This window comes from Gluconobacter kanchanaburiensis NBRC 103587 (genome assembly GCF_007988905.1).
GTDB classification, from domain to species: Bacteria; Pseudomonadota; Alphaproteobacteria; order Acetobacterales; family Acetobacteraceae; genus Gluconobacter; species Gluconobacter kanchanaburiensis.
Genome location: NZ_BJVA01000016.1, coordinates 31,136 through 55,931, shown reverse-complemented (window position 1 = coordinate 55,931; position 24,796 = coordinate 31,136). Strand labels below are relative to the sequence as shown.

The 24,796-nt window shown below is 52.0% G+C and carries 19 protein-coding genes; 9 read left to right on the top strand and 10 right to left on the bottom strand.

The features are described from left to right. Window positions 1-231 precede the first annotated feature (231 nt). The 3 genes from GKA01_RS11340 to GKA01_RS11330 are packed head-to-tail and all read left to right on the top strand — an operon-like array spanning window position 232 to window position 4,759. Window positions 232-3,153, top strand: coding sequence for a hypothetical protein (locus GKA01_RS11340; protein WP_146863046.1), 2,922 nt, complete (start codon window positions 232-234; stop codon window positions 3,151-3,153). Then, a complete protein-coding gene (locus GKA01_RS11335; RefSeq protein ID WP_146863042.1) occupies window positions 3,153-3,599 on the top strand; it encodes a response regulator in 447 nt (148 codons plus the stop codon). Before GKA01_RS11340 ends, GKA01_RS11335 begins: the two co-directional genes overlap by 1 nt. Continuing rightward, the gene (locus GKA01_RS11330; protein WP_146863039.1) at window positions 3,596-4,759 is read left to right on the top strand and encodes a phosphorylase family protein; all 1,164 of its coding nucleotides are present in this window, start codon (window positions 3,596-3,598) and stop codon (window positions 4,757-4,759) included. Before GKA01_RS11335 ends, GKA01_RS11330 begins: the two co-directional genes overlap by 4 nt. Before the next feature lie 288 nt (window positions 4,760-5,047). On the opposite strand, the gene GKA01_RS13855 is transcribed toward GKA01_RS11330, so the two are convergent. From GKA01_RS13855 to GKA01_RS11315, 3 genes are all read right to left on the bottom strand, one after another. Next, window positions 5,048-6,919, bottom strand: a complete 1,872-nt coding sequence (locus tag GKA01_RS13855; protein ID WP_228120032.1) for a hypothetical protein — start codon at window positions 6,917-6,919, stop codon at window positions 5,048-5,050. Window positions 6,920-6,950: 31 nt separating this feature from the next. Then, entirely contained in the window at window positions 6,951-7,358 is a 408-nt protein-coding gene (locus GKA01_RS11320; protein WP_146863036.1) for a plasmid mobilization protein, read from the bottom strand. 224 nt (window positions 7,359-7,582) lie between these two features. Further along, window positions 7,583-8,017 (bottom strand): tautomerase family protein, encoded by a 435-nt coding sequence (locus GKA01_RS11315; protein ID WP_167506366.1) that lies wholly within the window; start codon window positions 8,015-8,017, stop codon window positions 7,583-7,585. 563 nt (window positions 8,018-8,580) lie between these two features. Here GKA01_RS11315 and GKA01_RS11305 point away from each other — a divergent pair. From GKA01_RS11305 to GKA01_RS11290, 4 genes are all read left to right on the top strand, one after another. Continuing rightward, window positions 8,581-9,957, top strand: a complete 1,377-nt coding sequence (locus tag GKA01_RS11305; RefSeq protein WP_146863030.1) for a DUF6538 domain-containing protein — start codon at window positions 8,581-8,583, stop codon at window positions 9,955-9,957. A gap of 287 nt (window positions 9,958-10,244) precedes the next feature. Next, complete coding sequence (locus GKA01_RS11300) at window positions 10,245-10,970, top strand: dual OB domain-containing protein (protein WP_146863027.1); 726 nt, start codon at window positions 10,245-10,247, stop codon at window positions 10,968-10,970. A gap of 4 nt (window positions 10,971-10,974) precedes the next feature. Further along, a complete protein-coding gene (locus tag GKA01_RS11295; protein WP_167506365.1) occupies window positions 10,975-11,592 on the top strand; it encodes a DUF488 domain-containing protein in 618 nt (205 codons plus the stop codon). Continuing rightward, on the top strand, window positions 11,589-12,023 hold the full coding sequence (locus tag GKA01_RS11290) for a DUF488 domain-containing protein (RefSeq protein ID WP_146863021.1): 435 nt from the start codon (window positions 11,589-11,591) through the stop codon (window positions 12,021-12,023). Before GKA01_RS11295 ends, GKA01_RS11290 begins: the two co-directional genes overlap by 4 nt. A 333-nt stretch (window positions 12,024-12,356) precedes the next feature. Here GKA01_RS11290 and mazF read toward each other — a convergent pair whose 3' ends face one another. Together mazF and GKA01_RS11280 are read right to left on the bottom strand one after the other, a co-directional pair. Further along, complete coding sequence (gene mazF, locus GKA01_RS11285) at window positions 12,357-12,701, bottom strand: endoribonuclease MazF (RefSeq protein ID WP_146863018.1); 345 nt, start codon at window positions 12,699-12,701, stop codon at window positions 12,357-12,359. Continuing rightward, window positions 12,698-12,940: an AbrB/MazE/SpoVT family DNA-binding domain-containing protein gene (locus GKA01_RS11280; RefSeq protein ID WP_146863014.1), complete on the bottom strand. Its 243-nt coding sequence runs from the start codon at window positions 12,938-12,940 to the stop codon at window positions 12,698-12,700. Before GKA01_RS11280 ends, mazF begins: the two co-directional genes overlap by 4 nt. A 304-nt stretch (window positions 12,941-13,244) precedes the next feature. On the opposite strand from GKA01_RS11280, the gene GKA01_RS11275 reads away from it, so the two are divergent. Beyond that, on the top strand, window positions 13,245-14,960 hold the full coding sequence (locus GKA01_RS11275; RefSeq protein WP_371859273.1) for a tyrosine-type recombinase/integrase: 1,716 nt from the start codon (window positions 13,245-13,247) through the stop codon (window positions 14,958-14,960). Window positions 14,961-15,397: 437 nt separating this feature from the next. After that, the gene (locus GKA01_RS11270) at window positions 15,398-17,044 is read left to right on the top strand and encodes a hypothetical protein (RefSeq protein WP_146863011.1); all 1,647 of its coding nucleotides are present in this window, start codon (window positions 15,398-15,400) and stop codon (window positions 17,042-17,044) included. 90 nt (window positions 17,045-17,134) lie between these two features. Here the strand turns inward: GKA01_RS11270 and GKA01_RS11265 are convergent, their stop codons facing one another. Genes GKA01_RS11265 through hsdR form a run of 5 tightly spaced genes read right to left on the bottom strand, consistent with a single transcriptional unit; the run spans window position 17,135 to window position 24,642 of the window. Further along, window positions 17,135-18,064: a restriction endonuclease gene (locus GKA01_RS11265; RefSeq protein ID WP_146863008.1), complete on the bottom strand. Its 930-nt coding sequence runs from the start codon at window positions 18,062-18,064 to the stop codon at window positions 17,135-17,137. An 8-nt stretch (window positions 18,065-18,072) separates the two neighbouring features. Next, window positions 18,073-18,429 (bottom strand): hypothetical protein, encoded by a 357-nt coding sequence (locus GKA01_RS11260; RefSeq protein ID WP_146863005.1) that lies wholly within the window; start codon window positions 18,427-18,429, stop codon window positions 18,073-18,075. Continuing rightward, entirely contained in the window at window positions 18,426-19,739 is a 1,314-nt protein-coding gene (locus GKA01_RS11255) for a restriction endonuclease subunit S (RefSeq protein ID WP_228120038.1), read from the bottom strand. The genes GKA01_RS11260 and GKA01_RS11255 overlap by 4 nt, the downstream gene beginning before the upstream one ends. Next, entirely contained in the window at window positions 19,739-21,217 is a 1,479-nt protein-coding gene (locus tag GKA01_RS11250) for a class I SAM-dependent DNA methyltransferase (RefSeq protein ID WP_146862999.1), read from the bottom strand. Before GKA01_RS11250 ends, GKA01_RS11255 begins: the two co-directional genes overlap by 1 nt. 17 nt (window positions 21,218-21,234) lie before the next feature. Further along, the gene (hsdR, locus tag GKA01_RS11245; RefSeq protein ID WP_146862996.1) at window positions 21,235-24,642 is read right to left on the bottom strand and encodes a type I restriction-modification system endonuclease; all 3,408 of its coding nucleotides are present in this window, start codon (window positions 24,640-24,642) and stop codon (window positions 21,235-21,237) included. Window positions 24,643-24,796 lie beyond the last annotated feature (154 nt).

Sequence of the window (24,796 nt, the reverse complement as noted above, 5' to 3'; positions counted from 1 at the left end):
GAATGCCGTCATTTTCTACGTTCGGCTTTACGAAGCTCTCAACTACCTCAAGACGTTTAGGATTTTCGTTTTAAATATCCGGTTTAGACACAAGAATACAACTTTCTTCGACCAAAAAAGCACCTCCTCTTGGATCTCGGTTGACATTCTTCTTGAATACAATAAAGCATATAATATTGGAGAATTTCGAACCTTGACGGGCTTTTTCACTGATATACAAAGTTAAATACCATGATTAAAAATACACCAACAAATAAAGACCGGCAGTTCAATAAAATGTCCATTCGAGATATCAAACACACTCGGACCCGCGACTTACTTCGTGGTCTTCTCGCAAAAAACGAAGAGGCAAATCCGAGAGCTACATTCTCGAATCTGATGAGCAGCCTCACCGCTACAGATCTCCCTATTGTTGATGAGCTCTTGCGTAACGATCCGCTCTTCAATCACATCAATTTGCATCAAGAATTCCCCATCACAATACCACCATTCTTTGGCACACCGGATCTTGTCTTTTCTCCTCGCGCTGACTTGCGCGCGGCCTATATAGTCCTGCGCGCAAATTTAAACAGCGACGCAATCGCGGGTGCAATACAATCGTTAGGTATGATCAATCGGTCGATATTTCTCGATAATGATGAAGAAGTTGTCGCGAACTTTGAACTCAATTTCGAACGATATGGGCATTCGTTGTGTATAGCACGAAAGCTTGCGTTCATACTTGGGCACTGGAATAAAGATACCGAATGCTGGAGAATGGCAACAAGGACCTTCGCCAGTTATGGAATTAACGAAAGAAACTATGGAATGATGGCACTCGCCGATTCAATCGGCGCTGAATTCTCATACCTCGACATCAAATCCGGCTTTGAACATTTCTCAAGTTTATCACCACGTTCCACAATCTCCCGGAAAATCTCATATCTCAGCTTTCGCCCCATCACATTCTCTCCGGAAATCGCAAGGGAAGGTATCGCCGCCAGTTACAATCTTAGCCTTCTGGACGCTGTTTTATACATTCTATGCCATAGAGATCTCGGCGTGATATCCTCAGAGATCCGATTTCATCCTGATATCGAGGAAACTTGGGCAAGATTGCAACCAGCTCACTATGACTTCGGTCTCTTCCCCCGCGATGAGAAATCTCATTTAGATCTTAGCGCGTTCCGAGCATCGCCAGCATTTTTGGAAAATGAAGCTTTCAGAAATTTTCGTGCGTCTACTCAACGGCTTTACGACACCCCTGAGATGAGAGCACGAGATTTGACGGGCATTAACGCGTATGAGTCAAAATTTTACGATGGCGTCGCTACGATAGCCGATCTTGTTCCGACGCAGTCTGAAATTTTCGACCCCGTGCCGAATATATTTAACAACGCGACAGCAGGTGTCCTTTCGCGCAGCTGCGGTCTGGTCAAACTTGCCGAGCGCAATCCAGACTTCTCAGGATTGACTCGGGAAGACATAGGCGGTTTGATGGGACTCACAATCGAAGTCGATAGGCTTCTTTCTACCTCCACGCTCCGGGCCGGTGCCAAAAGTGCAAATGATCCGTTTGTTAGATTAATTCTCCAAACCCTCCTGCGAGAACACAGCCCGAGCACAAAAGATAATTTCCAATTCAAATACGACTTTCAGGATTATGTTATAAGTCATCATGATGGCGATATAGTCTCTTTTATTAAATCTGTTTACCAACTCGACCCAGCAATCGTACCATATTTCGTATTATTTTTAGATGAAACGATGCTGAGCAAGATACCTTTCTTGGTTAAGACGGCGGAGGGCGTATATGAGACCCGCGCAAAAGTCCTTGAGTGGTACGCGGGAATATCCGGGGATCAGAACTCTCGAGACAAAGCCAAGCAATTGCGAATTGATCGCAAAATCGCAGCTGTCCGGGGCCAGATCAATGAAACTCGACTAAACATCGATGCACTTCGCTTCCGCCAGTGGATCGACTCGACCAAACTGTCTGATTTTTCAGGCCTAATCCGCCAGGAGATATTTACGATCCCATTGGGCTTCGACTTCAAGGGAAAGAAAATGCTTTCGGAACTGAAGCTGACCGCACATCGGGATCCCAACGTCCGAGCGCTTCTTGCAGTCATAGATTGTTATAGGGAATTCTGTGTAAATCCAGACTTCGGCGTCGCGTCGTATCTCGGCCGCCGTATTCGACATGGTACGCTTCGCGGAACACTTCTCGACGCCCTTCCCGAGCCCGCAGAGTATAAACTTAGTGCCTCTTCAACGGCGCAATATGAAGTATGGCTAGAAACGTTCCGGAAGTCGATTGAGGCAATTACCGCCCGCCTACATTTTTCTGGGAAAGGGACGCCTAGCGGAGCGGTTATCAGCGCAGAGATCGACAATAAGGACAAATGGGAAATTCTTCTAGCTTGCCTCAAGACGATGCACGAGAAATCTCAAGCAGACCAAGGCTCAGCGTCACTAATTGTCGAACAATATTGTTGGTATATTTTCGAAGTAGAGCTTCGACATGTACAAAATGCAATCGCAGAAGCCCGCTCGGAATTTGGCGTTTTTAAAATGAAACACGCTGCATTGGAGCAAAAAGCAATTGGGTTTGAAAAATCCGTCAATATAGCGCTTGCAAATAGATTCAATACCGTCGCGTCATGGTTTCACAAGCCGCCTAATATATCGCCCGTCGCCGAAATCAGTGATATTGTCGAAGTGACTCTTCGAGAAACAAGAGCAGAATTTCCAGATTTCAATCCTGAACCTCGTCTAATTGGCACAAAATTTGAACTCAGCGGCGGAGTTTACTATCATGTGTATGATGCTTTATCGGTCATCGTACGGAATGCAGGAAAGCATGGCGACCATCCAGGAACCTTAGAAATATCTGCTCAGGTCGATGAACACGATCTTAGGAGAATTCTCACAATCGACGTAATTTCACGGACTAAAACCGGCGACAGCGGTGCCAAGGCTGCCGCACGGATGGCGAAAGCGGGTCTCGCTGGTCCTGTCGGTGCTGACGTAGTCGAGGGATGGAGCGGAACAAGAAAATTGCAAAAAATGCAAATGGACAAAGCACTGTTGGACTTCAAATACAGAGAGTGTCAAGATTCTCCATCTGAAATAAAAGTATCTGTGGTATTTCCTCTCACAGGAATTGTTTGATGAAAATATTTATAGTCGAGGACGACAACTTTAAATTTAGTCAACTAGCAAGAGAAGTGGATAAATATCGGGGCGGAACCCCGATCGCTCGTGGAGCCTCGCTCCAAGAAGCCATGAATGGTCTTGTTGCAGACCAATATGATATCGTCCTACTCGACATGGCTATTCCAAGCCACGCTGGCGAGGCTGGCTCTGCAGATATTTATTCGCAACCAGTGGGCGGTCTCGATGTCCTCCTCTACTTGTCTGTTCAAGACCGTCCCGAGCGAGTGATTATTATGACCCAATACCCAACTGTCGAATATAATCGAGAGCACGTTCCACTCAGCAAGCTACGTGAAACGCTGAAGGCTGATGACATTTTCAATGTCGACGGTGTTATTTTGTTCGCCGACGATGGGAAGTGGCAGTCACAACTGCACGATATTTTGGAGCCAAACACATGAATATTTTGATTATCGAGGATGAGGCACTAAAGTCCGAAAAGATACGAACGCTCATTGTAGAGACTTGCGACCCGAGCCAGCCGAATGTGACAGAAGTTCGTAGTATAAATGAAGCAATACATGCTCTTGGCGGCGGAAACTTCGATCTAATTATTGCGGACCTGGTTCTCCCTCAGATTACAGGATCCTTAGATTCACAGGACGCGACATCTCAATGGTGCGAGCATATCGAAAACCATGCAAGTTCGCGCTTGTCATCTTGGGTAATTATGACCGGCTACTCGGACATAGCTAAAGACGCCCGGCAAAGCTTTGCTCGCCATGGCGTTGCCGTCATCGAATACGATGATGGAGACTCTTGGAGAAAAATTTTATCGAATCGAATTAAAGAGCAATTTGTTAACCCCCCCATGGACTTCGTGATCATCTGCGCCCTTGAAAAAGAAAGAGCGGCTCTGCAGCACTGCGACGATGTCAGTCTCGGTAATTTTATGACAGTCACTGGGCTAGACTGCCGAGACATCAAGATTGGAACCCTGAGCGGCGTTGCTGTCACACTTCCACGGGCCGGTTTGGTGAGTGCGGCCATTGGTACGGTTAAAGCGGCTGAGATGTTTCGACCCAAGGCGATCACGATGTGTGGAATCTGCGGTGGGATCGAAGGAGAGTCGGAACTTGGCGACCTCATCGTTCCCGACATCAGCTGGAATTATCAGGCTGGAAAAATTGTTGGTGGAAGGTTGAAGCCCGAACTTGTGCAGACGCACATTCCACCCAACGCGCAAACAAAACTACAGCAGATGGCTAACGGAGATATGTCGCGGGCAATAAGGAAGGGACTATTTCATTCTGAGCTTTCCCAGCGGAAGATCCTCACGCCTCCCATGGTTTCGGGCTCTCAGGTTGTGTCAGATAAGGATGTTGCAAGCAGTATTGCGCTGCAAAGCCGAAAAGTTGGAGCGCTGGACATGGAGGTTGCTTCAGTTTTTGCTGCTGCCCACGACTTTTTTAACGGAGGCGGGATATTCTTCGCAGCCAAGACGGTGGTCGATCTAGCTGACGAAAACAAAGATGACAGATATCACGAATATGGATGTGTGTTATCCGCTAGGTTTATCGTCAAAGCTCTCAATGCGTTGCTTGCTCCAAATCTTCAATAACACAGATCGGCCACCTGACTGCTGCTTCAAAAAATTTAGCAATCAACGGTTGGTATAATGGCAGCCGTCCGGATGCAGCCATTGAAGGAACATCTAGTCCCCAAGATTTATAAACTCAGGAGCCTTTGACGCCGCACGCCACTCTTTGGAAAGATTGAACTTTCGAACTATCCAGCAGGATCCGCTTTGTCCCAACTCCAGCCCATCATGCTTCGCTTAATAATGTTATCTTTCGCGAAGCCGCCATCTCTGAGATAAGACATCAGCGGTCGCATGCTCTCCTTCTTCCTATGGAGATAGAGACGAGTTCGGTAACGTCCTTTTTTGCAATGGCGTGATCTGAGACCATCGAGTGACATCAGAGCGTTGAGCAGGCGTCGACGATACTGGGGCATCCCTTTCATAAAAACGCTCCAGCTCCCGCAGGGCCATCTGAAGCTGCCCCTGTCGTTTCAAATCCCTGATTTCCATGCGAACTTCCTCAGGAAGCGACCATGACAGCCGGTGCAAGCGATCAAGCCTGGCAATGCTCTGCTGGGCCTGCTCACATTCCGGCACACGCTCCGCATGCCATTCGGCAATTATCCGGGCCCGTTTGTGCTCCGCCTCTCGGCAGCGATCCTTGATCCACAGGCGACGGGCTTTCTCATCCAGCAGGGTCTGAAGCAACTCGCGTCTCTCTTGCAGATAATCCTGCAATGTCACTTCCCGTTCTATCGGAACCGGACACTGGATCGGATCAGGCTTCTGACTGCTCAGTCCTAAGTGGTACAAAATGAACTGGACGAGATAGCGCAGGATTTCGGCCAGTTGAGCCAGCGCCTGGCGGTACTGCTCCTCTGCTTGAGACAATCTCCTCTTCCGGGAGAACAGGATTTTCCGGGCTTCCAATTCATCCAGTTCCTGTCGCGCCCGCTCAACAGCCTGATGGGCCTGCTTCAGTCTGCTCCATCCTTCTTTCATCATCCGCACGATGCACGCACTCTGGATATCGAGCGGACTGTCCGGCCCATAGCGCCGTTCCAGAGGATGCCGGGCATTCAGGACGCTTCGGGCAGCCTGCATGTCCTGCTTCCAGTCTTTCAAATAGATCCGAAACCCCTCGCAGCCCTGTTCCTGAGATCGAAGAGACGTCAGAGCAGGCAGACGCTTTCGGATCGCAGCCGCTTCTCTTCGGCCCTGTTCATGGAGCCTCTGGCGATCCATGGCGGACAATGAGGCTGGCGGCGCCCAGATCAGGTCCTTCACGGCACGTTTCCGCTCTGCCCGCTGACGATGCCGTCTTTCCTGTTGTTCCAGACGTTGCACGACAGGACGAAGATCCAGAGGGGATGGCCTGGACGCCTCTGCTTCCAGAAGAAGACGAAATTCTTTTGGGCGGACCTTTGTCAGGCGTGTGAATGATCCGATCAGCAGACCCTCAGCTGTCTCAATGACATGAGCGTCCCGCCGTCGGTCCGTGCGGTCTCCCGGTCGCATGCGCCAGTTTTTCTCGACAAGATGGCGGCGGAACGTCTTCAGGTCATTTTCCGACTTCTCCCAAAACGCCATGATCTCACGTCGGGCAGTGGGAAGATCAAAATCCTGCCGCTCCACCATCCGTCTTGCTTGTGACGTGTAAGCTGCAACGGGAGGCAGTGTCTTTTCATCGGGAATAAGAGCTTTAACTTTGCTGGCAGCTTCATACTCCCCGGCCTCCTTGAGGGCTTTGACGATAGCCTTGTCATGTCTGCCTGGCACCAAAGCGTGTCCCAGCTTTATCTCCGTCAGCCGGGCCAGCTTTTCCAACCTGACCCACGAAAATTTGCTGCTGAGAACATGAGAATCCTGCCACTCGGGAAGCAGGAGGTGCCCGTGAGTTTTCCCGCACTTCTGATGAATCACAAAGATTGTGCGTTCGGGATCAGCGCCCAGTTCTCGGCAGATATCTTTCGCAAAGGCAGAGAGCTGCTGGTCTGTCATCGGTTCAGACGGATTAAACGCGATGTGTCTCAGGCCGTACCGAATACCCTCACGCCTCGCTTCTTTCATCCAATCCTTGAGCAGATAGTCACCGCCAGACACGAGCCGGATGGCTTCGTTCTTGGCTCCCGAGAGAACATGACGCGAAACCGCCTGATGCCCGCTGCTGCTCTTAATTCTGGTTTCTTGAACAATCATCGTATCGCACCTTGCGAAGACCGATGTGTGTTCAGTGCACCAAGTGCACGGGAGCAGAATGCGACGGAAGCTTAACCCTGCGGATACGTGCAGGACGCAGAGTTTTCAGCAAACTATCTGTCCGGTCTTTGAGGCGGTCGATGTGCTGAAGTGTGTCGGCACAAGCCGCAGCATCGCCAAGATGGGCCATATGAGCCAATTGGTTCAGGTTATTGCCGATACGAGACAATTCGCTTCGCAGGCTACGGATCTCGGAACCAATGTCGCCGCCTGAGCGATGAGAAACTTCTGCATCGTGCAGCAAGCTCCGAACCCATGCAGCCGTTGTGGCATGGCCAAGCGCATGCGCTGCATTGTTCCAGCGTTCAAGCTCATCCGGAGAGACACGAACAGAGAGGCGAGAGGACCGAGTACGGGATGGAGATGAAGCATCGGGCATAGCAGGGCATCCTGTTTTCTTTTGCGTTTGAGGGGGTCAACGGGGGAGGTACTCCCCCTTGCCAGCTGTTTCGTGGGTAGCCACGGAACACTGCTGGCTCAGCTCAAAAGAACCTCAGAAAACAGGATAGCAATTCAGAAATCAGATTTCAGAAAACGACAGAAGAAAAATCAAAATACTTCGCGTTTTATTATTTCTTCCCATCGTTTGACTGAAAACGCCCCTTAAACGGGCTCAGCATTTTCTGGTGGATAACGCAGGTCATTCAATGAAATTGTTTGTCCAAACACACCCCAATTTTCAGGGGGAACATCCCGTAGAACAATATAGACAGGCACCAAATCATCAGCGGCCAAACCAGCTGCTTCGCGGACAGCGTCTGTAAACCCGGCAAACAGTTTTTGCTTGGCGGCGGTGTCAAAGCCGCCTTCGAATGCATTGACCTCAATGCCAATCACATTGCGACCATCTGTTTTGCCACCGTGATAAACCATGCCCTCGGCGTATTCTCGAAAATAAATCCAGGTCGTACTCCGAACAAAAGGCGTGTCGGGCAGTTGTTCCGCATCGAGGGCGATAGTGGTCAGCGTCTCTGCCAAACCGTCCTGTTTTTCTTTGCTGAAGGTTCCAACCGGGTAATTGATATAAATAAGGGGCATCGTTTGTCCTGACATCAACACAGCACAGAAAGGCGCTGGAACTTCGGACCGAACGTTAAACTGCGAGACGATACCCTCACAGCTTTGCTGCCGTCACATGCCGGTGAAGACAATTGGCGGCTCTCAACGCTCCTGGTCTTGAGGACGTTCAAAACGAAAATCAGCGGGTAACTTCCGGCCTATCGTTTTCAGGGACTGCAAAGCCTCTTCCTGGCTTTTGCGCGAAGGCTCCCAAACGTCCTTATCGTTGTCTTCCGGCATCTCAGCCCCCTTCCCTCTGATGAGCTTCCAGTCGTCCAAACACGTGCAGCTCATATCGCTTTCATGGCGTCTTGACGTTACCAGAATGTCTGCCAGACTCACGACGAGTATATGGCAATGGAAAGACTGGCGTCGGCGTTTTCGACGTATTTTCAACGGTTTGTGTGCGGGACGCGTCCCGCAACACTAGGTTCGAGTCCCGCAGCTCGCACCACAGACTTCCCGGAAATGAACGGTTTTTCGGCCTGAATGGGGCAAAGGTATCCTTTGCTCCACCGTCCTTCCCCACCGAAGGACGTCTCATGCTCCGTATTCGCGGCACCACCTATCACTTTCGCCGAATCGTCCCCCCTGCCCTTCGTAGTGTTCTGGACCAGCGGGAAATCTGGGTTTCTTTAAAAACAGGCTATCAGAGCGAAGCCCGCAAACGGGCTTCGTTGCTGCATGCAAGAACGACCGAACTTTTTGACGAGACCTCTCGGGCTTTGACTGAGGGACAGGAGCGACACGCTGTCCCGCACGTGCGGGACGCACTGAAGGACCTACATCGCTTGCTCGAAGCACCGATAGGCATTGAAGCGATACCTTTGCCCGCCTCAAAACCGAGACTACGACCGCAGAACATGCGGAAGGCTCCCAAGATGCAAAGTAAACGCCAACCCTTGCTTCTGTCTGAGGCTCTGACGCGTTTTGTTCTCAAAAACCCACATGCCAGCGCCGATACCAAAAAAGCGACGCAGCGAGCCGTAGAGCTGTTCCTGCGAGCCTTTGGAGATGCGCCTGTTTCTATCATCGGAGGAGAGAAGGCCAGAGCCTTCCGGGACTTGCTGTTTTCCCTGCCCGCATCCCTCGGAAAGCGGAAAAGCAGTCTCACACTCACAGAGGAGGCAGACCGTGCCAGAGAAGACGAACGCCCCACCCTGAGCGGCAAGAGCGTGAAGAACCACATGATGCGGCTCTCAGCCCTGTGGAACCAGTTACTTCAAAGGGAATTAGTCAAAAAGAACCCATGGACCGGATGGAGCTTTGAGAATGGCTCCAAAACCATCCGTAGGGGCTGGACCACTCAAGAATTGCAAACCCTCATGACAGGAGATTGGCGCAGTAGTTCTGTCTCTGAAAGCACATTCCGGCTTATCACGATGATAGGGGCTTATTCAGGCATGAGGCTGGGGGAAATCTGTCATCTGAGAACAGAAGACCTCCAAACGATTGATGGCGTTCCCTGCTTTGTTATCCAGCCGCACACAGACAGCGGATGGTCACCCAAGACCGACGCTGGAACACGAATTGTCCCGGTGCACTCCAGACTCATTGAGGCGGGACTTCTCATCCTGAAAGACACAGTGGACGGCCCCTATCTCATTCCCGGACTCAACACGTCGAAGGACGGTGTTCGAGGGACAGTCTTCGGGCGGTCGTTCTCGACCATGAAAACCCGCCTTGGGCTGCCTGCGGAAATTACGTTCCATTCGTTTCGACACAGCGTCTCCACGCAATTGCGAAACGCTTCAGCCGATATTCGGGAAATCTGGATTGATAGGCTTTTGGGCCACGAGGCAACCCATAAAAGCCAAGGCACTTCGACCTATCTCAGCGGCATTACGACGGCCAATCTCAAACAGACCGTCGAGGCCATTATCTATCCCGACGACATCTTCAGAAAAGGCTGGAGTTAGGCGGGAGCCAGCAGTGCTCAATGGCTACCCATTAAGCATCTGGCAAGGGGGATTGCATCCCCGTTGAACCCCTAACCGAGAGAAAAAATAAGCCCTTCTCTGATGGCCGCTTCCGCCTTCTTTCAAGACATCCCAATCTTCATCAATCCTGACAAAAACAGACGTGCGCCTACTGAGTTACGACGAGTTTTTCTCCATCTCTTATTAACCTATTGCATAGGCAAGACTTATATTGTCTTCTACAATAACTAACTGCGGGCATATGGATATCTGATAGGAAAGAGAAAATGGGTCTCGAAAGACTGAGGGAAGACTATCGGATTAATGGCGAGCGCCAAGTCCTCATTACCGAGGTAACTCGAATGTCTGGTGGCCTTATATGTGCGGCTGGGTTGGATATTCATGTGGGAACTATGGTCCGGCCCCTTCAAGGAGATGGCACGAATTGGGAAGAGACAAAATGGGTTACAAACGGATACATGCGCGTAGGTAACGTTCTTTCATTCGTCTCTGCCAACCAAGGACATCCAGATTATCCCCACGCCAGTGAGGACTTTCGAGTCTCTCAGGTAAATTGTCTTGGGCAGGTTTCTCAACATGATCTTTATGAGGCCTGTCATGAAACAGCATATAACGATATAGAGAGCATATTTGATAACAACCTGATCGAGAATAAATACGTTGTGGCAGGTACCTGCTGCCGGTCTCTTGGCTGCATCATGCTTCCCCGTAGAGAGATTAAAATCCAAGAATCATTCGGAAAAATACAGGTTTCTTATTTGGATAAAAATAGTATTTGGCACAACCTAAAAATAACCGACTTAGTTACCAAGAGTTATGAAGAAATAAGTACTGGCATAGAATGCTTAAAAAACAGGTTGGCATGCTCAAGCGTCGTACAACCGATTGCGCTTCGGCTAGGACTTGCGCGTCCTTGGGCTGGAACTAATAATAATTACAATCCAAAAAGGTGCTACGTGCAAGTAAATGGTATTATTTTTCCGGACCAATGATAAAATGAGTAAACTTTTCACCATTGGATATTCAGGATTAGATAGCGCTGGGTTCGTAAAACTCCTGCAAGCAAACGATGTGAACGTTGTATGCGATGTGAGGTCCTCACCCTACTCAACCTACAAACCTGATTTCTCGAGAGGGCCATTTCGAGCTTTTCTTAATGAATCAGACATAAAATATGCATTCATGGGAGACCAACTAGGGGCGAGACCGAAGGATCGCACCTGCTATGTAGGAAGCCAAGCAACTTACGAAAGAATAGCTGCAACCCAGCCATTCAAAAAAGGGCTTGAGCGACTGAGATTAGGGGTTAAACAATTAAATTTGGCACTTGTATGCTCGGAGCGTGATCCAATCGAATGCCACCGGGCTCTACTGATCTGTCGGAACTTGCCAGATTTGCGGACGGTCATCTCGCATATCCATACGGACGGGAAAATCGAGACACAGGATCAATTCGACGAGCGCTTAGTTCAATATCATAATTCGGCCCCTCCTCCACTTTTTAGAGTTCCAAAAGACTGGGAAAAATCAGTATCTTTGGCCTATGAGCGACAAGGTCGTGCAATCGCTTATCGAGAGCCTGACAACGATAAAAAGCAGGGAGAGGATGAATGAAATTATTCACTATTGGCTTCACAAAAAGTAAAGCTAGGAATTTCTTTGGTCGACTCGAGCACTCACGGATCAGACGGGTTATTGATACGCGAATTAATCGTTCATCTCAGCTTTCTGGCTTCGCCAAAGAAGATGATCTAAAGTTTTTTTTAGAAAAAATTGGATCAATCGAATATTCAGTAGAACATATTCTAGCTCCTACAGAAGATATTTTGTCTTCTTATAGAAAAAAAGAAATTGGATGGAATGAGTATGCTCGACGATATTTGGAACTTCTATCCAACCGTAAAGTAGAGCATCATATGGCGCACACCAATCTCGATCATGTTTGCTTACTTTGCAGTGAAGCAACGCCTGAGCACTGCCACAGGAGGCTGGCGGCAGAATACCTTTCGGAAGCAATGACTGGGGTGACGATTCAACATCTTTAATTAAAGGAAAAATACGTAGTCAGAAGATAAACACTGCGTCTATTTTTATGCATGATTATAAGAATGTATTTTATCATATGCTGCCCTGGTGAAGATATAAAGCGGCTTGTATGATGTTATGCTGCTGTTCTGATTGCATCAGAATGCCCAGCTTTGAACGATTACCTCCAAAGCCGGACGTTCTGTTTATCCCCAAACGGAACGGATTTCAAAAAACCAAGGGGGTCAACGGGGGAAGCATTCCCCCTTGCCTGCTGCTCAATGGGTAGCCATTGAGCACTGCTGGCTCCCGCGTTCTTTCGCCTTCTAAACCCTAGAAAAACTCTCGGCTTTTCAGCCGACCAAAAGCCGAACGCGTTGACGGATGGCTTCCAGTTCTTCCGGCGTTACCTTCCCCTTGAGCTTCGCATTCCGAACACGCCAATCAAGGCTTCTGACCTGGTCAGACAAAGCGACACTCGCCGTCTTACCAGCGATGGCTACTTCAAACGGATAGGCCTTAATTTTCGTGGTCGTCGGACAACACAGCATCATGCCTGCCTTGGCGTTGTAGCTGGCAGGACTGAGCACAACAGCAGGACGGTGCCCCGCCTGCTCTCTTCCTGCCTGTGGGTCAAACTCAAGCCAGACAATATCTCCGCAATCTGGAACCCACGAGGCTTTACTCTTACCACTCACCAGACTTCACCACCGACAGCAGGTCCATAGCTGGCTTCTTCATGTCGATTGCTCTCAGTAATACCAGACACCAAAGCCTCCAGGCTGAGAGCCGTAGCACGAACAGGCTCGATGATAATCCGTCCGTCTTCTTCACGGACGTCCACAGCCTGATCAACCTTTAGACTGACAGCCTCCAGCACAGAGGCAGGAAGACGGACAGCAGCGCTGTTTCCCCATTTTCTGACGATACCCTGCATAGGAGCCTCCAAAGCGAAAAGTTTATACGATGTATCTACTTCATTCTCCGACTTAAGGGCAATGTCTTTCGCGCAGCTTGACTGCTCCACCGGGTTGCCCGCAGGTTGTACGGGATTACCAACCTTGAAGGACGGTAACGGCTGAAATTGTCGTTCGTTTTCAGTGTGTTGTCTGCTTGGTGCTTTGCAGAGCGTGAGGGTTCGAGTCCCGCAGCTCGCACCACATAACTCTCTGATTTCATTGGAAATATGAGGATATGACCCGCAATCTGCGGGTTGGTTCTCCAAAGCTCTTCTCCAAAATCTGGAGAAGCTTCGTGCTCAAACAAGTTGGTTCACGATTCCACTTTCGCCGTGTGGTACCCGAAGCACTTCGTCCGATTCTCGAAAAAACGAGATCTGGATCTCGCTGGGAACAGCAGGCAAAGTTGAAGCCCGACGTCGCGCAGCAGAGCTGCATGCGCAGACGAGTGATGTGTTTAGAGGACTTCGCAGCGTGAGCCGTTCCAAACCGCCTTCTGAAATGAATGTGATGCCCATGGACGATAACGCGGACTTCATGACGAAGCACGGCTTCAAAACTAAAGACGACGTCTATCGGGCTTTGCTGAAAAAATACAAAGACATGTTGGCAACACAGGAGACCATTCGAAAGAATGACATCTCATCTGCTGAGATGGCCGGACAAATCAAATACTACAAAAGCGTGATGCAACACGCTCACGACGTCCGTGTTTTGAGCGCGGGCATCGAAAAAGTCATTGCCGTCGCGCTCGACAGCCAGAATCATATGACAGCGATGACACGAAAGCTCATCGAAGCAGCCAATATCAATTCCGCTGAGAAAAAAGTTCTCGAGAACGAAATTAAGCGTCTTCATGACACCCTTCTGAGCACCTTCACCAAGGCTCTCGACAGTCGGAGTGCTGCAACCGAGATTTCAGTGCCTGCAACTGCTGAAACTGAGACAAAGCCCAAAAAGGTCACCGCAACACCGAAGACACGGCCCGCCATTTTGCTCACTGAGGCTCTTAACCGCTTTTTGAACAGCAAGCCTACCAAAAGCCTCGAAACTCAGAGAGACACCAGCAGAACCGTGGCGCTCTTCATCGAAGCTTTCGGAGACCTGTCGATACGGAACATCGATGGCAAAGTCGCCGGTGATTTCAGGGATGTCTTATTCTCGTTGCCAGCATCACATGGCAAAACCAAAAACCTCTCTCTACAAGAGGAAATCGAAAGAGCCGCATCTCACGATGTATCGACGCTGAGCGCAAAGACTGTGAAAAACCATTTTATGCGCCTCTCATCGCTTTGGAACGACCTACTCCGAAGAGACATGGTTGAGAAAAACCCTTGGGGAAATTGGGACTTCAATCTGACCAAGAAGAACCCGCGTCGCGCCTGGACAGCAGAAGAGATGGACAAACTCCTGCAAACGCCATGGCCCTTGTGCAGTATTCCTGCTGATACTTTCAAAGGCATCACGATGGTCGCGGCGTATAGCGGCATGCGTCTGGGAGAAATCTGCAATCTGCGCAATGAGGACATTGAGACTATCGATGGCGTTCTATGCTTCCGCATTTGTGCCCATCCGGAAGACAGTTGGTCGCCTAAGACTGAGGCTGGAGAACGCCTCGTTCCCATCCACTCCACCTTACTCGACTGGGGCATTCTGAATGTCCAGAAGACGGGCGAGAAATATCTCTTCTCTGAGTTGAAGACATCAACGGATGGCAATCGTGGTGCTGACTTCAGTCGGGCCTTCTCACGCTACAAAATGATGATGGAGCTTCCCCCAGCAGTCACATTCCATGGGTTCCGGCATACGGTCTCGACGCTTTTGCGAAACCAGAACAGCGATATTCGGGAGCTTTGGATTGATGCCCTACTGGGACATGAAGCCAGCCATAAGAGCCAAGGAGCGACGACATATCTGAGCGGCATTGAGATGCAGAACCTGAAGAGAACGGTCGAAGCAATTCAGTATACCGCCTTCAACCTCCCCCTTCTTGGATGAGGGCTCAAATGTCTCTTCCTTTATTCCACGGCAAAACCCACGTGATACAAAGTACCATTTAGGAACTAATTTCTTGTTGTGGTTAGAAAAGAAAACCGGCTGCTTTCGCTTCCATCTCGGACATAGATGCCTAGGAGAACTCTCCATATAGCAGACATAAGCATCACAATCTCTTTGCCCCCGAGGTGAACAATAAGAAGGAAGAACGCTTTTGGATGTGTAGTCGCACAAAATGGATATTGACATGCAGAAATGTTGAAAGCCGACCTTCGATAAGGTCTTTGTCCTTGGGTCCGATCATTACATAATCGGCCATCCATGCATGTCGAACTCATCTGGACTGCGTCGACCAAAGCTTCTCGACATCTCTATGAGAAAATATAAGCAAGAAAATATAGTGTTTTTGGAAATAAAATCAAATTTAGGAGTTAGGATCTATGGAACTAAACTCTTTGGATGAGTTGGCAAGGCGTCTCGACCTAGCTCGCAACGGCGGTGGTATTCTGTTTTGCGGCGCTGGGTTTTCTGCGGATTGTCTGAATTTCAAGCCTGAAGAAACGCTCGGCACGGGTGCACAACTGCTAGACCTCTTTAATGCCGAACTCGATCAGACCCCCCCCATACAAAGATCTGCAAAATGCAGCAGATGCATTACAGGAGAAGATTGCCGACAACGGCATGATCACGCTATCGCAAAGGCGTTGAGAGCAGAAGGTCACCACGACGCTGCGGACAAAATTATAGCCCTTGTGCCTGAAGACAAATCTGTTCGTCCGGTTGCAGCCTATACATCACAAGCTCGCAGGATAACGGAGCGGCAAGATTTTGACCTCCCGACAGCCAGGCGCGAAATCCTGAGCTTCTGGCAAGCCTCAGACAATGACCTGACAGCCTTTCGAAATCTGTTAGCCACCAAGAACTGGCGTATGAGATCAGGGGATCGCACAGACGGGCGTCGGAATACTCATATCATTGAGACCCGTGACGGAATGCTGATCGGTTCCTTCACGCGGCTGACGAAAGTCAGAATGAAGGATTTCCGGGAGCTTTTAGAGAAAGAGGCCACAATCCATGCTGCGATTGACTTACGTCCCGTCGCACGACGGCTAAAACGCTCCGATCTTCGACGTCAGCAAAGAGCTTCTGTCAATCAGGCGGAACAAGAGCTGCTCTGGACCGAACCATCGCTTTTGTCAGAGCCGCAAAGACAGAGACTTGCAGAGCGTGCTCAGGCCGAAGTGAAAGCCATACAAAGGCACCTCCCGTCCATTGCCTCACCTTTGGATACGGAAAAACTCAGCGAAGGCTTTCAGATCTATCTGAAAGACTGGAAACGAGAGACGCAAGCCGCACGGGCGGTTCTGAATGCAAGACATCCCTTGGAAAAACGCTATGGGCCGGAAAGTCCTTTGGACATTCAGACACACTGCATAATCCTGATGATGCAAGACGGCTGGAAAAGGCTCAGAAACGCCAATCATGCAGTTCTTCAGGCACGCAAAGACCTGAATGATCTTGAGGCCCAGCAATGGGTTTTCTCAAGACAGAGGAAAATTTCGGAAGCTGAAAAGCAGCTCCAGCAGGCTTTAGCCCAGCTGGCTGAGATCCTGCGCTATGTGGTCGAATTTATCCTCTATCATCTCGGACTAAGCAGCCGGAAACCTGCGCCGCTTCAGATCCCGGTTCCTATGGAACAGGAAATGAGCCGCCAACAGTATCTGGAGAACAGGCAAGAGCTGCTTCAGACTTTACTCAGCGAGAAAACCCGACGTGATTGGATTAAAGACCGTTGTCGGGAAGCGGAGCAGCAGCGTGCACGTGTTATTGAGAAATGGCACGACGAGCGTCAGCCTGAAAAAGATCATGCTGAAGAACATATCACTGCGTTACTTGACGTCGCACGGCCTCCAAAAGCACTTCCCGACACTGTCAGAAACACCATCAGAGACCTGAAGCAGCAGGGGCAGTTACGTCAATCTCTGGACGCGATGGCTGCATTTAACAAAAGGGACGCGACGGCACCTGTGTCACACACGCCAAACAGCTCCCGCTCGATTGGTCGGCATCACAATCCAGAGCCTTGATGACTGGTGGGGCCAGGGGGGATTACGGAATTGCCAGTTTGTGCTTGGAGTTCAATAAACCAGACATACACACCTACTACGCAAGATCGTTCAGCCCGGATCGAAGAAATCTAGATCGAGCTTCTTGATCTCTACCGCGCGGCTGACACGAACACCCACGCCATGTTCAATCATCAGGTCGGCCAGGGTTGCTCCATCGATCAAAATGACGCGCTGGCTCAGATGGCGGACGAAGTCCATTGCCGGGGCGCTGAAGGATGAGGTGGTGACAAATACGCCTTTGTTCGATCCATGCCCCACAAGCGAGCCAACAAACGCCTGTATGTCGGGGCGCCCGACACTGACATGAGCGGCATAACGCTTCGCCTGCACATAGATCCGATCCAGCCCAAGGCGATCTTCGTTAATCACACCGTCCACGCCGCCGTCCCCCGTGCCGCCAAGGCGTTTTGCCGCATCTTCGTGGCTGCCCCCGTAACCCATCGCGACCAGCAGATCGACGATCAGTTGTTCAAAGAAAGCGGGACTCTGTTGCAGGATCTGTTCCAGAAGGTCCGAGCGCAGCTCGGACATCAGTTCCGTATGAGCTGCTTCAATTCGCTCTTCGGGCGTCTGGTTGTCTGCCGCAGTAGCATCGGTCGTTAGGGATAGGGTTGTCTGTTCCGTAGTTCCCTCTGGCTTGCCACTTACAAAGCTGACGAACGACGGATACTGCTCGAGCATGGTGCGCGTAATGGCAGACGGGTTGGAGGCAATAAGGTCATTACCCGCCGGCGTGATAATGAACTGTCCCCGCGCGGGAGAAGACAGCAGACCCGCCTTCATCAGATATGTCTTGGCCCAATGAACGCGGTTGGGTAGCAATCTTTGCGTGCCGCTCGGAAGGAGTGCAGCCCGGTCTTCCGATGACAACGCAAACTCGTCCGCAATCGCCTCCGCGACTTCTGGCACGCGACGCATGCCTTTAGCGGCGAGGCGCAGGACGGGGAGCATGAGAGACTGGTAATCAGGAATGGCCATGAGTTGGATCAAACCTCGTATTCACATTCGGCGGGTGTGAGCCCGAGTTCCTTCTGGTACTGCCATCTGAACTCGTCGCGATAGATGATGGTCCAGTCGGGAAGTTCCGCTTTCAGGGCACGCGCGATTTCGAGGCCCGAGGCTGTGAAGCCCTTCAGATCGAAAGGCGCTCGCTTTTCGCGTGGCAAAAAGTCCTCATAGTCGCCTGCCCATCTTTCCCATGCTTCCAGACGTGCCTTGAGCGCATCGGTGATCGGAAGATCCTCGTAAAACGCCAGATCGCCGGTGCTGTCCCACAGGCAGTTTGTCAGGTCTCCACCCATGGCGAGCCATTTGTCCGGCGGCAGCAACGGTTCGTCGGTCATGCCCGGCGTTTCCGTCCCGGTTTCGTATCCGCAGCACGTTCGGCCCGGATACGGTCGAGCAACACGCTGGCGGGTTCGTCGTTCGGATCCTGTGGGACGAGTTCGCCCCGGAAGGCTTTGGCGAGAAGGGAGGATTCTAACTTTGATAGAAGATGATCAGCGTCAACATAATCTTCTTGCATCCGTTCAAGCCGTTTGAAGGTAGATTCAACGAGACGAATGACTTCGATTTGTTCTGCAATCGTGGGTAATGGGATAAGGAAATTGCGCAATCTATTCAAAGGAACAGTTAGTTGGGCCGTCCCCGTAGCGACTGCAGCGCATTGAACTTGTACATCGGGCGACTGAAGCATCAATTTGAGAAAAAGACCTGAAACACGTTTGGTGTCCGGCTTCAGGATGGCAATATGACGTTGAAAAACGAATGGGCATTCATGCTTGACTACCGCAGGAATACCGATTGAGCCAGTGACAGAAAAAAGAACATCTCCTGTTTTTGCTTTGCGAGAATCTTTAAGAGCGTCAAGATAACTTGACGGGACAAATCGGGTCGCCTTGGAAAGATCTATTTCGCCATTATTCATGGCAGAAATCGTAATAAAGGGCACTCCATGTTTTGCACGGGGAGGAGCTTGGTGATCGCCATCTGTAATGCTTGTACAAACATCGGATAAAGGGGTCATTTCAATTTCAGAAACGCCATTCATCAGACGCCATTTATTTGTCAATTCTCCTGCAAATGCTCTTTTCAGAAGATTTTTTTTATACCGCTCTATGAGAACAGGGACACGCTCCAACTCTGCCCGGGCGCGGGCGATGCGGGCGGTCAGGCTGTCCAGTTTGGCGACGATGCGGCGTTGTTCGGCGAGAGGGGGAAGCGGGAATGAAATTTTTACTGCTTCAGACGGTCGAGCTCGCATAAGCGAGCCACCGACGCCAGAAACGGTATGCATAAATTGCTCATGAAAGCCGTCTGAAATTAGAAAATTTCTAAGATATTGGGAATTTATATAATCGCTTCTGAAGACAATCCATTCGCCGGACGCAATTTGCCTTCGCTGTGTTCTTTGCGGAACACTCCATGCGCGTCGTATATGCGGAACAATCTTGCAAAGCAAAATGTCATTACTTTGAACTTCTTGCTTTACGCTTCCTATTTTGTCACCAGTAACGCATTCTGGCGCGTCAGAAGTATAAGACGGCACGCTAAAAAGATCGAACATTTCCGTTGGATAGCGCCTTGGATCGACAGAAGGCGTCTTTGTTTGTAGTTCGCTTAGTGCGATGCTTTTCCACCCCTTTGGCAACATCACTCCGCTGCCTCCGCCTCAGCATCCACCGCATTGCCTTCAAGTTCCACCATCAGTGCCGCTATCTCTTCCAGCGCCGATTTCAGGTGCCCCTCAATAGCAGCGGCGATATCCTCCGGCGTTTCCAGCCCGTCTTCGGCCTGATCGGTGGTGTCTTTCAGCCAGGTGATATCGAGGTTGTCGCCTCTTGCCGCGATCTCCTCGCGCGTGAAGCGCCGAAAGCGGCCTTCCTCGCCCTGATCCTTGCGTTTTGCACGTCCATTACGGTCCGAGCCGAAGGCTTTGACGAAGTCATCCAGATCGCTGATGCGGAACGGGTTGGTCTTGCCGTAGGAGGGCGCGCCGGAGCGGGCATCGTAGATCCAGACGGCTTTCGTGGCGTCCGTGACCGGCGCCTCGTCTTCCGAACGGGTGAAGAACAGCACGTTTGTTTTCACGCCCTGCGCGTAGAAGATGCCGACGGGCAGGCGCAAAATCGTGTGCAGGTCGCACCAGTTCATCAGCATTTTGCGCAGAGCCTTGCCGCGCCCGTCATCGAACAACACGTTATCCGGGATAATAACGGCGGCGCGGCCGCCCGGCTTCAGGGCGCGAATGCAGTGTTCCACGAAGGGAAGCTGGTAGGAGGAGACGGCCGAGGTGATCGTCAGATCGTCGCGTGTCGGCGGACCACCTGCGGGACCGAAAGGGGGGTTGGTCAGGATCAGATCGACATTTTTGAACTGAGCCCGTGCACCGGTCGGACTGAGCGTGTCGCCGAGCAGGACGTTGTTCGGGTCAATGCTGTGCAGATAGAGGTTCATCAGCAGCAGGCGATAGGTGTCGGGGACGTTCTCGACGCCGCGCAACGCATCCTGAAGCTGGAAGGCCTGCTGTTTGGGAGACAGGGTGAAGTAATCGTCCGTTTCGGCTTTCATGTGCAGATTGGCGGCAATCAGGAAGCCGCCGGTGCCACAGGCCGGGTCTTCGATGATCTCGCCTGCTTCCGGCTGCATCAGACGGACCATGACGTCGATCAGGGCGCGGGGGGTGAAATACTGACCGGCGCCGCGTTTGGTCTCTTCAGCCATACGCTGGAGCAGGCCTTCATAGGCGTCGCCGAAGGAATCTCGCTCTTCCGTGAACCAGTGCAGTTCATCAATCGCGTTGATCAGCTTCCGCAAGTTCGCCGGATCACGCACGATGGTCGCGGCATTCTGGAAAATGGAGACGATGGCGCGGTCAGAAACTTTTTCCCCGTCTCCAAGGTCGATCAGGGCTTGTCGATAGAGTTTGAGAACTTCGGTTTCGTTCGCGCTTTTCAGGGTGTTCCAGCGGTATTGCGCGGGAATACGCGTCTCGTCCTTCTGCTCGGACGCCATTTTCAGAAAGAGCAGATAGGTCAGTTCCGTGACGTATTGCTGGTAGGTGACGCCATCCTTGCGGAGCAAGGCACAAAGGCGCCAGAGCTTGTTCACCAGATCGGCAGCGGGGTTCATACGTCAGACACTTCCTGTTACGCGGCTCGGCCTCCTTCTGATCCATCGGACCAGATGGCGGCATTGAGATCCTTCAATACATCACCGAGGCCAGAATCAAAGGTCTGGTTGATCACGTCAAATCCGCCCTGCTGTGCAAACAGCGGGTCGGACAGCAGGGCCGGATCGCCCACGGGCTGGTCTTTCAGGGCACGGCCGATCCGGTTCAGCCACTGGGCCTGTTTCGACGTCCAGTTCCGCGAGGCAAGTATCTTCTGCACGCCGTTTTCCACGCGGGTCGCGTAAGGCACCAGTGGATCGCCAAGAGCTGCCTGCCGCACGAATCCGAGGATGTGGGCGGCGATGTCGGCATTGCGTGCGGTGCCGTAGGCGCGGCGGAGACTGGCTTCGGAGAACCCATGTTCATCCAGTGCGGTGGCGAGGTCCTTGAGATCCTGCCGTGTGAGGTCACGGGGCTTCTGTGTTGCCGCGATCAGAGCGGGAAGCGCGTTCATGTTGGCGCGGATGTAAGCCTCGAAACTTTCGATGTAATCGGCGGGGCTGGCCTGTTTCCCGAAGGTATCGGTGATGGAAACAAGCTCGTCCTCATGCTCAGAGATATAGATACCGTTCGGACGCGGGCGGGTCCCCGCGTGGTCGAGGATGGTCGCGAGGGAAGGATGCCGGGCGAACAGGTCCGCCGTCGCCGATGGTGGTGCTTCACGAAGCTGGTCTGGCAGGGCAGCCAGCGGGCCAAGTACGGCTTCAAGCGGTGCGGCGTATTCGGGGTCGATGTGGCGGACGCGCTGGCGCAGTTTGACGATGATCTGATCGCGGACCCAGGCACGGTCTTCATCCGTGGTAGCGCGGTTCAGATCAACAAGAAGGGTCGCGAAGCTGAGTGAAGGATTGACCACCACTGGCTTCATGTCGGTGACGGTTTGCAGATTGGCGTAGATATCGACCGCATCGAAAATGCGGAAATATTCCTTGCCGATCTCATCGCAACGGCGTGTCGCGCGACCGATCATCTGGTCATACAGGATACGGCTGTTGACGCGCCGCACGAAGACGAGGTTGACGATGGAAGGGATGTCGATCCCTGTGGTCAGCAGATCGACGGTGACGACGTATTTCGGACGAGGGTCACTTCGGAAGACCTTGATCCGTTCATTCGGCCGGTCCACCTCACCGGTGATCTTCTCGACCATGTCATGCGGCTGGGGACCGTATTCTTCGTTTAACGCCTGACGCAGCGCCTTGACCAGAATATCGGCATGCGTGTCGCGGGCCGCGAAGATCAGCGTCTTGCCGGGCTTGTCCGGCGGGCATTCCAACGCGACGGCGGTGGCCACTGCGCGGTTGAAGGGTTCTGTGTGAACCTTCTTGTTGAACTCGGCGACTTCGAAATCAACTTCGTCTTCAAGATCGAAGAGATCGACCTGATTGGTGCGGGAGTCCACGACGGCGACTTCCTCGCCTGCGTCAAAGTGAATGCCCGTCTGGCTGAGAGCTGTCGTGATGCGGCGTGGCGGGCGATGGTCGATGAGATGTCCCGCGATGACGGCCTGACGATAGCTGTAATGAAAGACCGGTGCGCCGAAAATCTCTCTTGTATGCAGGGCTGGCGTTGCCGTCAGGGCGATCTGGGTGGCGTCGAAATAATCGAGGACACGCCGATAGGCGGAGAGGTAGTCGTCCAGATTGCGGAAACCCAGATCGTCATCCCGTAATTCGGCATCCAGCACGTAACCACGATGCGCCTCATCGACGATGATCAGATCGTAGCTGCCCGGTGTCGGATGCTGGCTGTCCGGGTTATCAAAGAGACGACGGATCATGGCCTGCACGGTGGAAACCTGAACCCGGTCCTCAAGGTCGGGGATCGCCTTGTCCATTCCGGCAATCGGAAAAATCTTATCGAATTTGAGCAGGCTGGCGGTTTCGGTATTGCTCATGGAATCCAACGTCTGGATACCGAGAGCTTTCCGGTCGACCAGAAACAGGATGCGCCGGAACCGCTGGGCGCGAAGAAGCTCGTACATCAGCGCGATGGCTAGGCGGGTTTTCCCGGTTCCGGTCGCCATGGCGATGAGAAGGCGCCGTTGCCCATTGGCGATGGCCGCCTCGACGGCATGGATCGCATCAACCTGATAATCACGCAGGCCCGTGACGCCGAGCTGGCGGTCGGGATCTTCCAGGACTGCGAGATCGAACTTCTGCTCCAGTCTTGCGGTCAGATCATACGGCGAAAACCAGTCCATCAGGGCGCGTTGTGGCTCCCCGGTTCGGGCGTCCCAGAACCAGATACCGGAGAGGGTTTCCAGCCGTTTGAAATAGGGGCGGCCATTGGTCGCAAATACAAACGGAACGCGAAACGCTGTGGCGTCTTCCGACGAGGTGAAGGTCAGTTTCTGTTCGGGCGTCAGGATAATGTCCCGACCATAGCGTCTGGACTGGCCGAGGCGTTCGGCCACGTTCCTGATGGCGCGCTTGGCCTCAATGACGCCGACGGCCTGACCATCAATAAAGAGCGCATAATCGACGCGACCGCTTTCGGTCGGCCATTCCGCAATGGCGATCGCCCGCCCGGCTTCGGGGCGCGTGCCTCTGGCGTGGCGGAGTGTCCTGCTATCCGCTTCCCAGCCTGCGGCACGAAGCTGCGCGTCAATGAGTACGCGCGTGGTCGCCTCGTCGATCTCCAGTGCCTGCGCTTTCTGATCGGCCATCTGTGCCAGATCCGAAAGCTCTGTCACAGGCGAGGCGACGGCCTGAGCCTGTACCTGCGCCAGAGTGCGTTCGGCTGTTTGACGTTCCCGGTCCGCCTCGGCAGCATAGTTCTCCCAGAATGCACGGTCTTCGGCTTCCCTGGCCGCGCGTTCCTGGAGGGTTATCTGTGCTGCGATGGCTTCCTGCGCGGCCATACGGGCCTTGGCTTCAGCGTCGGCACTATCGGAAACGGCTTTGCGCAAGGCGTCGATTTCTTCACGCAGGGCCGGTGTCGCGTCTTCCGGTGGCCGGGGCGGGACGAACGGTCCGGCGCGGAAATTGGGGGCCTGATTGTAAACCTGATGGAACCAGATGCCGATCAGGCGGGCCATTTTAAGCGCTTCAAGCGCTTCAGAGCGTGTGCCTGCGTTTTCATGGACGGCTGTATTACCGACGCGCTTGATGTAAAAGAACAAGTCGGCAATCTGAAATTGCAGAAATCCGCGGCGCTGAAGAACGCGAAGGACTACGTCGAAAGTAGCATGTGTGTCAGGCAGCTCACCATGTCTGGCGGCGATATCCTTGGCTGTCAGTTCAGCGAACTGCCGTGTCTTGATGAGAGATGTCGGCGGATCGAGAATGAAGAAATGTTCGGCGAGCCGGCCCAGTTTGGTCAGTTCCGGCGCATCTTTTGCCAGAAACGAAAAATTACCCACCTGATCCGCAAACTCTTTCACTCACCAGACCTTTGCCGCGATCATACCTGCGAAATAATCTCTGTCATAATGTAGGAATAGTCAAACCAAGCAATGGACAAGGATGATTGCATCATCGAATGTGTTACCGTCAGACCATTTCCAGAGTGCGACCTACGATAAGCCTCTTCACTTC

Bases quoted from the DNA above. Each gene is read 5' to 3' on its own strand.
- GKA01_RS11305 (WP_146863030.1), top strand. From the start codon at position 8,581: ATGCTCCGTATTCGCGGCACCACCTATCACTTTCGCCGAATCGTCCCC.
- GKA01_RS11295 (WP_167506365.1), top strand. From the start codon at position 10,975: ATGAGTAAACTTTTCACCATTGGATATTCAGGATTAGATAGCGCTGGG.
- GKA01_RS11335 (WP_146863042.1), top strand. From the start codon at position 3,153: ATGAAAATATTTATAGTCGAGGACGACAACTTTAAATTTAGTCAACTA.
- GKA01_RS11340 (WP_146863046.1), top strand. From the start codon at position 232: ATGATTAAAAATACACCAACAAATAAAGACCGGCAGTTCAATAAAATG.
- GKA01_RS11315 (WP_167506366.1), bottom strand. From the start codon at position 8,017: ATGCCCCTTATTTATATCAATTACCCGGTTGGAACCTTCAGCAAAGAA.
- GKA01_RS11300 (WP_146863027.1), top strand. From the start codon at position 10,245: ATGGGTCTCGAAAGACTGAGGGAAGACTATCGGATTAATGGCGAGCGC.
- GKA01_RS11260 (WP_146863005.1), bottom strand. From the start codon at position 18,429: ATGACCGACGAACCGTTGCTGCCGCCGGACAAATGGCTCGCCATGGGT.
- GKA01_RS11290 (WP_146863021.1), top strand. From the start codon at position 11,589: ATGAAATTATTCACTATTGGCTTCACAAAAAGTAAAGCTAGGAATTTC.
- GKA01_RS11270 (WP_146863011.1), top strand. From the start codon at position 15,398: ATGGAACTAAACTCTTTGGATGAGTTGGCAAGGCGTCTCGACCTAGCT.
- GKA01_RS11250 (WP_146862999.1), bottom strand. From the start codon at position 21,217: ATGAACCCCGCTGCCGATCTGGTGAACAAGCTCTGGCGCCTTTGTGCC.
- GKA01_RS11280 (WP_146863014.1), bottom strand. From the start codon at position 12,940: ATGCAGGGTATCGTCAGAAAATGGGGAAACAGCGCTGCTGTCCGTCTT.
- GKA01_RS11255 (WP_228120038.1), bottom strand. From the start codon at position 19,739: ATGTTGCCAAAGGGGTGGAAAAGCATCGCACTAAGCGAACTACAAACA.
- GKA01_RS11330 (WP_146863039.1), top strand. From the start codon at position 3,596: ATGAATATTTTGATTATCGAGGATGAGGCACTAAAGTCCGAAAAGATA.
- GKA01_RS11265 (WP_146863008.1), bottom strand. From the start codon at position 18,064: ATGGCCATTCCTGATTACCAGTCTCTCATGCTCCCCGTCCTGCGCCTC.
- GKA01_RS13855 (WP_228120032.1), bottom strand. From the start codon at position 6,919: ATGATTGTTCAAGAAACCAGAATTAAGAGCAGCAGCGGGCATCAGGCG.
- GKA01_RS11320 (WP_146863036.1), bottom strand. From the start codon at position 7,358: ATGCCCGATGCTTCATCTCCATCCCGTACTCGGTCCTCTCGCCTCTCT.